The 8,319-nt window shown below is 53.1% G+C and carries 4 protein-coding genes; 1 reads left to right on the forward strand and 3 read right to left on the reverse strand.

Annotation, left to right across the window (positions count from 1 at the left end; all coding sequences use genetic code 11):
* Positions 1-360 precede the first annotated feature (360 nt).
* On the forward strand, positions 361-3,213 hold the full coding sequence (rcsC, locus tag IAI47_RS06470) for a two-component system sensor histidine kinase RcsC (protein WP_008926132.1): 2,853 nt from the start codon (positions 361-363) through the stop codon (positions 3,211-3,213).
* 52 nt (positions 3,214-3,265) lie between these two features.
* Here the strand turns inward: rcsC and rcsB are convergent, their stop codons facing one another.
* Genes rcsB through IAI47_RS06485 form a run of 3 tightly spaced genes read right to left on the reverse strand, consistent with a single transcriptional unit; the run spans position 3,266 to position 7,749 of the window.
* Positions 3,266-3,916 (reverse strand): response regulator transcription factor RcsB, encoded by a 651-nt coding sequence (rcsB, locus tag IAI47_RS06475; protein WP_003854204.1) that lies wholly within the window; start codon positions 3,914-3,916, stop codon positions 3,266-3,268.
* Position 3,917: 1 nt separating this feature from the next.
* Positions 3,918-6,575, reverse strand: coding sequence for a phosphotransferase RcsD (gene rcsD, locus IAI47_RS06480; protein WP_008926131.1), 2,658 nt, complete (start codon positions 6,573-6,575; stop codon positions 3,918-3,920).
* A gap of 19 nt (positions 6,576-6,594) precedes the next feature.
* Positions 6,595-7,749 (reverse strand): MFS transporter, encoded by a 1,155-nt coding sequence (locus IAI47_RS06485; protein WP_187961242.1) that lies wholly within the window; start codon positions 7,747-7,749, stop codon positions 6,595-6,597.
* Between the last annotated feature and the right edge of the window lie 570 nt (positions 7,750-8,319).

The raw sequence follows: 8,319 nt of genomic DNA on the forward strand, positions 1-8,319 counted from the left end.
GGGAGGCGGTGGCTGTCAGTCGGGTGTAGCCGAAAGGCCTGCACTGCCCGATTGCAAAGGAATCCCGCATCCCTGCGGATCGGCCACGCCATCCCTGGCGTGGACGCTTTGCTCTTCGGGCAGTGCGGGCCTTTCTTGTTTAGTCAGCGGCGTCGCTTTTCAATGTTGTGAGCGTCTGTTTGTTTGAGTGCGCAGAAGCGGCCACTGGATGCTGGAGTTAACGTGTCGCTTTCACTGTCTTAAAAGATTCCCAAACTTTCCGCTAAACCTGCGGCTGGCTGGCTTTTTTCGCCCGATAAAGCTAGTGTATGGGCATTAAAAATCGATGATGCGACTAACCTTGCCAACTGCGAGTCACCTTTGAAATATCCTGTCTCTTTCCGCACTACGCTTCGCATCTCGCGCTACCTTTTCCGCGCGCTGGCGCTGCTAATCTGGACGCTGGGCGCCGTTCTGACAGCGTTTTATATTATCAGCGTACTGCATAATAAAGAGACGCAGGTTCGGCAGGAGTTTGCCAGCAACTACGGCACGATTCAGTGGTATGTGCGCCATTCGGCGGACATGGTGCGTGAACTGAAATATATCACCGAGAACCGCTTAACCAATGCCAGCAGTGGCCTGGATGTACTGACCGGCATGATGCCAGGCAAAACAACCCAGCCGCAGTTTACGCCACTCTTTTCGGATGGCGACTGTACCTCAATGAGCAATACCTGGCGCAACTCGCTCGATTCTCTCAGCTACTACATCAATTACTGGAAAAGTAACTTCGCCTCGTCGTATGAACTGAATCGGGTGTTCTTTATCGGTGGAGAAAGTCAGTGTCTGGCCGACTTTACGATTGGCAGCAGCAACGCTGATCGGGAACGCAGCCTGAAATCGCTGCGTGAGAATGTGCTGCGTTATCGCAACAGCAGTGAAGAAGAGCGCCGAAATCCGATGTACTGGATCAACAGCAGTGCTCAGCCTGGCGTCGGCACTTTCTATATGGTGGTGCCGGTTTACGTCGCGAACAAGTTACAGGCACTGCTGGGTGTTGAGCAAAATATCCGACTGGATGAGTTTATTCAGCCGGGCAGTCTGCCGATCATTGCGTCGATTACCGATGAGAACTATCGGCCACTGCTTAACTCACGACGCGGCGGCCTGGGCTTCTCGCTCGACAATCTGCCTGATGATAAAACCTGGTTCGGTTACCTGAATGGTTATCGTCAGCTGGTGCTGAAAAAGCCACTTCCGCCCTCCGATCTGAATGTGGTGTGGTCAGTACCTACCGATGTGATGGTGGATCAGCTCAAGCTGATGATCATCAATGCGCTGCTGCTCAATATTTTCAGTGCCGTTATCCTGTTTACTCTCGCCTGGGTATTCGAGCGCCGGATGTTCCTGCCGGCAGAGGAGAATGCACACCGTCTGGAAGAGCATGAGCAGTTTAACCGTAAGATTGTCGCCTCGGCGCCGGTGGGGATCTGTATCTTACGCACCAGCGACGGCACCAATATTCTGAGTAATGAGCTGGCACATAATTATCTGACGTTGCTGACGCAGGAGGACCGGCTTCGGCTGAATGAAATCATTGGCGGGCAGCAGGTTAACTTTGTCGATGTGCTGACCGGCAGCAATACCAACCTGCAAATCAGCTTTGTGCATTCGCGCTATCGTAATGAGAACGTCGCGATTTGTGTGCTGGTTGATGTCTCGGCGCGCGTAAGGATGGAGCAGTCTCTGCAGGAGATGGCCCACGCGGCAGAGCAGGCGAGTCAGTCAAAATCGATGTTCCTTGCCACCGTCAGTCATGAACTGCGCACGCCGCTCTATGGCATTATCGGTAACCTCGATCTGTTGCAGACCAAAGAGCTACCCAGCGGTATCGACTCGCTGGTGACGGCCATGAATAACTCCTCCAGCCTGCTGCTGAAGATCATCAGTGATATTCTCGACTTCTCGAAAATCGAGTCAGAGCAGTTGAAAATTGAGCCACGTCCGTTTGCCCCTCGCGAAATTGTCACGCACATTGTCGGCAACTATCTGTCGCTGGTGGTGAAGAAGCGGCTGACGCTTTACTGCTTTATCGAACATGACGTTCCGCAGGTGCTGGACGGCGATCCGTTGCGCCTGCAGCAGGTGATCTCGAACCTGCTTAACAATGCGATTAAGTTTACGCATACCGGCTGTATTATTCTTCACGCCTACGTTGCACAGGGCTATCTGGCTTTCCGCGTTCGTGACACCGGTGTCGGCATTCCGGCGAAAGAGCTTCCGCGCCTGTTTGATCCTTTTTTCCAGGTGGGAAATGGCGTGCAGCGCAATTTCCAGGGGACCGGGCTGGGACTGGCGATCTGTGAAAAGCTGATCAATATGATGGATGGCGACATTGAGGTCGACTCAGAGCCAGGCATGGGCAGCCAGTTTATTGTGCGTATTCCGATCTACCAGGGACAGAAGCCATCACTGATGCTGCTGGAGGACTTACAGGATAAGAAAATCTGGCTGGCGATGCGCAATGAGTATCTTGCGGCGTTTATCACGCGTCAGATTCAGCAGCAGGGCATTCAGGTAGCGGAGTATAACGGTAAGCCAGGCCCGGATGATGTGGTCATGACGGATTACGAACTGGAGACTGATGCACCGCTTCGCGCACTGGTCACGTTTGACGGATCCCATGTCGATATGCCGCGTGAACGTCAGCCGGGACGCTGGATCCACTCCACCGCCACACTGCACGAGGTGCCGGCGCTGCTGGCACGCATCTACCGGATTGCACTGGGCAATGACGCCGCCGATGCGCTGCTGCTGGCCACCCCGGTAGAAGAGAAAGTTCATAACGATGACATCATGGTGCTGATCGTCGATGACCATCCTATTAACCGCATGCTGCTGTCTGAACAGCTTGGCACGCTGGGCTATCAGGTGAAAACGGCCCAGGATGGCGTTGATGCCCTGAATGTCCTGAGTCGTAATGAGATTGATATCGTGCTCACCGACGTGAATATGCCGAACATGGATGGTTATCGCCTGACGCAGCGATTACGTCAGCTGGGCCATCTGTTCCCGGTTGTGGGCGTAACGGCGAATGCGCTGGCAGAAGAGAAACAGCGTTGTATGGATGCAGGTATGGATAACTGTCTGTCGAAGCCGGTGACGTTAGACGTGCTGAAAGTGACGCTGGCAATCTATGCTGAACGGGTTCGTAAAACGCGGCGGGGATAGGGCAGGAAAGGGCAGAGGCGAAGCGGTGCAGCTGCACCGCTTCAGGAGGAACTTAGTCTCTTTCGACCTGACTCTGGCTGACAGAGGACAGGTAGTTCAGCAGTGCGATATCGTTATCCACGCCCAGTTTCATCATCGCTGATTTCTTCTGGCTACTGATGGTTTTGATACTGCGGTTCAGTTTCTTGGCGATTTCGGTTACCAGGAAACCTTCTGCAAACAGACGCAGCACTTCACTCTCTTTCGGTGACAGGCGCTTGTCGCCATAACCACCCGCGCTGATCTTCTCCAGCAGTTTCGCAACGCTTTCTGGCGTGTATTTCTTGCCTTTCTGCAGTGCAGCCAATGCTTTTGGTAAATCGGTAGGCGCGCCCTGTTTCAGGACAATCCCTTCGATATCGAGATCAAGGACTGAACTCAGAATCGCGGGGTTATTGTTCATGGTCAGAACAATAATCGAGAGATCCGGGTAGTGGCGTTTAATATATTTAATCAGCGTAATACCATCGCCATACTTCTCACCTGGCATAGAGAGGTCGGTGATCAGGACGTTGGCATCAAGCTTGGACAGATTATTGATCAGTGCTGTTGAGTCTTCGAACTCACCTACAACGTTGACCCATTCAATTTGTTCCAGAGACTTTCGGATACCGAAAAGGACAATTGGATGGTCATCGGCAATAATTACGTTTAAGTTATTCATCTTATTGGTTACCTTGCTGCAGCAGTTGATTGACGTAAGCGTCAATATCACTGGTGGTATTTGTAATGTTTGAATCGTCACACGCTTTAATGTGGTGTTCTAACTCTTCACAAAGCTGTTTGCCGGGAGTCAGATTGAGCATGGCAAACACGCCCTTTAGGCGATGCGCTGTCTGAGCAAGCGAGGCGTAGTCCTTTTCCGCCGACTCAGTATACAGTCTCTTCACATCAACCGGTACTGTCTCCGTAAACAGCTGGAAATAGCCGCCGCTCATTAATGGCGTGGCCGCGTCGTCTTCCATGTCGTTATCCATCACATCATGCGACAGTTGTTTCTCAATCAGGGCCAGCAATGCATCCAGCATCGCATTACTGAGATTGAAATTGACCCGATACTGCTGGTCGTTCAGTGCATGATGACCCAATTCATCTTCCGCCAGCAGCAGTGCCCAGCCGCTAAGCTTCGAGGGATCGTCGGTCACCATGACATCGTGATCCTGACCGGAAATGCGCTCATCAGGTGTCAGACAACGCGCTCCCCAGTTCTCCAGATGGCGGCAGACGATTTTATGTACGTCCTCCACGGTGATCTCCACCAGCGCGGTCACGCCATCCAGAATTTTTTCCTCTTCTTCCTCACGCTTCTCTTCCAGCACCAGCGGCAGTTGCATGTTATAGCGCGTGCCGATATCCGCTTTTGCCACGATATCGAGACTGCCACCCATCTGCTTGCAGAGCTGCTTACACAGGAAGAACGCCATGCCGGAGGCCTGTCCGTAACGATCCTGGCTGGTATCCCCCAGGAACGGGAAGTCGACATTCGCCAGTTCATCCACCGTCAGGCCCGCACCGGTATCCACCAGTTCGATGATCACTCTGTCGGCCTGCTTCTCCGCAGCCTTAACTTCCAGGGTAATTTTCCCCCAGCGGGTCGTGGTCAGGGCGTAGTGCATCAACGTGGTCAGGACTTTGCGCAGGGCGCGACGGTCGCCAAAGCGCGTCTCGTCATTCGCCAGATGATTATTCACCACCAGCGACAGCCCTTTGCGGCGCATCAACGGCAGGCTTTCCAGCGCAATCTCATCCAGCAGTTCCTGCAGGTTGAAGACGGTCGCATCCGGTGACCAGTCGTGTGCTTCAAGCCGGTTCAGCAGCACGATATCATCTACCAGTCGCGCCAGGCCCTGGCTCTCGTCGAGCAGGTCCAGTACGGTTTCATCGGCATCACGCTGGCTGAGCTGCACCAGCTGCGCCACCATTTTTTCCAGTGGCTGATTCAGCGCATGGCCCAGATTATGCAGCAGCTGCTGGCGCATCTGATGATTGCGATCCAGCACCTGCTGCGCTTTCTGCAATTTCTTGTTAACCAGCAGTTCGCGATCCTGATCACGCATCATAAACAGCTGCGTATGCGGCGACAGCACGCTGCGGGCGTGTCGGATCTCATACACTTCGTTGTTGATGGTGGCCTGCAGCACGCCCTGATGCTGGTCGGACATATTAATGATCTTCTGCAGATTGAGGTGAGGCAAAAGATGTTCAGCAATCTTATTGCTCAGCAGAGTGCGGTTGCTGGCAAAGTCATAAACCAGCAGACCGACCGGAAGGCTGGCCACAATCTCTTCATTCAGCACCCGCAGTGAATCGAGTTCAGCGCTCTGGTTTTCGCTGGGACGCAGTGACTGCTGACGCAGCAGCACGATCCCCGCCAGCGAGAGCAGGAACAGCAGCAGATTGATCAGGAGCGGCCAGAGCAGATTATGCAGGCTGTCGATAATCAGGCGAGTAATCGGCACCTGATAAACCAGCTGCAACGGCGTACTTGGCAGGGTGGCCGCAATCTCAATATTGGGATTAACCAGTGAGACACGGGTATTTTCCACATCCTGCTGTTCACTGCTGCTGGCAGGCATTGAGGTGTCCTGACGCAGCTGGAAGTTTTCCAGCGGCATGTTCTGCGGAACAATATCGTTAACCGGCAGATCAAAGGCGACAACAGTGGCCAGATGGCCCGGCTGGTTAAAGGTGGTGCGCAGCGTGAAATAGTGATCGTTCTGGAAGGCGAGGTGGCGCAGTGGCGAGAAGCTCTCGCGTTCATCCAGCGCATTGGCCTGCTGCAGCATCTCAGCGCGACGGCTATCCACCATTGAACTGATGGCGCTCTCTTTATAGCGCGTTGCCATATCTTTCAGTGGCAGGGTCGAAATCATAATCAGGCTGTTGTCCTGACCATTTAAAAAGTACATCGACCACGTGGGATTTTCCGCGCCCCACAGCGTGTCGAGATAGTTCGACATCCGCATGGTCATATCCAGCGTACTGCTGTCATGTGAGCCGAAAATCAGTGCTTCCGTTTTACGCCGGGTTTTTTCCAGATAATAGACATCAGGACGCAGCCGCGTCTCCTGCAGGTTACTGCCAGGTGGCGCACCGGCTGCGCTGGTTGAGAGGTTTTCATATATCTGCCAGGTGGCAAAGCGATAGGCATCAATACGTTTCTGTACGTCACGCGCCAGATCGTCCATGGCATAGCGTTTCCCGGTCAGCCAGGCATTGACCGAGTTATGCACCATAAAGCCCAGCGCCAGCAGGAGCACCAGATTGAAAACCACAAAAAAGCGGGTGACATTGCCGGAGGTCAGTGGAAACTTATACAACATAGCGTGTCAGGTACCTGAATTATCGCGCAACTTTTCGCGCACTGGCGGCTACCGCTAACAGCAACAGGGCGATCAGTAAAAATGCGCCGCTGAGGCTGATCCATTGCGAAATGAATCCGATTAAAGCCGGACCTGAGAGAATACCCGCATATCCCAGCGTTGTCATGGCAGAAATCGCCAGGTTCGCAGGCATATCCTGTTGATTCCCGGCAGCATTGAACAACATCGGCACCGTATTGGATAAACCAAAGCCGACCAGCAGGAAAGCCAGCAGAGCGATCTCCGGCCACGGCAGCCAGACGGCCAGACACATACCCGCTGCGGCGGTCAGGGCGCCGGAGAGCATCACAGGATAGCGGCCAAAACGCTGGATGATCTTGTCGCCACTAAAACGGCCCAGCGTCATCGCGACGGAAAAGACGGCATAGCCGAGTCCGGCATAGGCGGGTAACATCGCCGGGTTCTGCAGCAGCAGCAGCGCGCCCCAGTCCAGTACGGCCCCTTCCGCCAGGAAAAGGATAAAGCAGAGCAGGCCAAGGAACGCAACCCAGCCACGTGGGATCACCAGCCAGGGCTGATCGGGCTGATGCAGTCGCGCATTCATCAGGACCGGCAATCGCCACAGCAGCAGCAAGAGCATTATTGCCATTACCACCAGCGTAGCGGTCAGTGGAGTGAAATCCCGGCTCAGCAACAGGCTGACGGTTCCTGCGCCCAGAATACCACCAAGACTGAAGAAACCATGAAAGCCCGACATCATCGGTTTATCTGCAGCCTGCTCAACCTGAACCGCCTGATAATTCATCGCCACATCCAGCATGCCCAGCCCGGCACCAAAAAGCATTAGCGCAGCCGCCATCACCAGATGAGAGTCTGCTGTCGCCAGCAGCGGCATCATCATCAGTACTAACAGGGTGGAGACGCACATCACGCGACGGCAGCCAAAACGCGCCACCAGCGTGCCGGTCACCGGCATCGCCGCCAGCGAACCAATACCCAGACAGAGCAGCAAGGCGCCCAGGGACGCGCCACTGAGCTGCAGACGATCCCGGGCAAACGGCACCAGCGGAGCCCAGGCTGACATCCCTAAGCCATTAATTAAAAAGATAGTGCGTGTACCCCAGTTAAGGCGGCTTTGATGTTTATGTTGTTGTGAAGCGTCCAGTGCGGTCATAGGTCGGATTCATCAATGTTAAAGCGGAAAAGTGTAGCACTGGCCGCGAGTCAGTGGCCGTTGCGCCTCTTGTCAAAAGTGGTGCAGTCACATCGCATAAATGGCAAAACCGGCAGTTTACCGACTTTTGTTGCATCGCAAATTTTTTCCAGAACTTTCCTGGTATGACCACCGCTCATCCGGGAGTACTTAACTCAAATTTCCCTGCCTTTTTTCAAGGGCTTGCTGTTAAAAACGCAGAACAGCACCACCTGTAAATGCTGACTGAATCACACAATTAAAAAAATTCCTGTCATTGCCCTCACGTTAATGACGCAGTGGTTTTAAGCCTCATCGCATCATTTATGGAAACAGTCAGCAATAAATTGACATGAAAAAACAAAGACAAAGCGCATTACCTGAAAACGAATTTTCGGTTATGGCTAATGTAATAATGTTTTAATCATAACCAAATCTGTACATTGAAATTGATTTTTAACATGGTTACGCTAAAAGTTAATCAGTCACAACCTTTACCTTGTGTGAAAGTCTGTACAGCTAAAAACACTCAAAAACTAATAATAATACCGC

Source organism: Pantoea sp. MT58 (assembly GCF_014495885.1).
Lineage (GTDB): Bacteria > Pseudomonadota > Gammaproteobacteria > Enterobacterales > Enterobacteriaceae > Pantoea > Pantoea eucalypti.

Bases quoted from the DNA above. Each gene is read 5' to 3' on its own strand.
- rcsB (WP_003854204.1), bottom strand. From the start codon at position 3,916: ATGAATAACTTAAACGTAATTATTGCCGATGACCATCCAATTGTCCTT.
- rcsD (WP_008926131.1), bottom strand. From the start codon at position 6,575: ATGTTGTATAAGTTTCCACTGACCTCCGGCAATGTCACCCGCTTTTTT.
- IAI47_RS06485 (WP_187961242.1), bottom strand. From the start codon at position 7,749: ATGACCGCACTGGACGCTTCACAACAACATAAACATCAAAGCCGCCTT.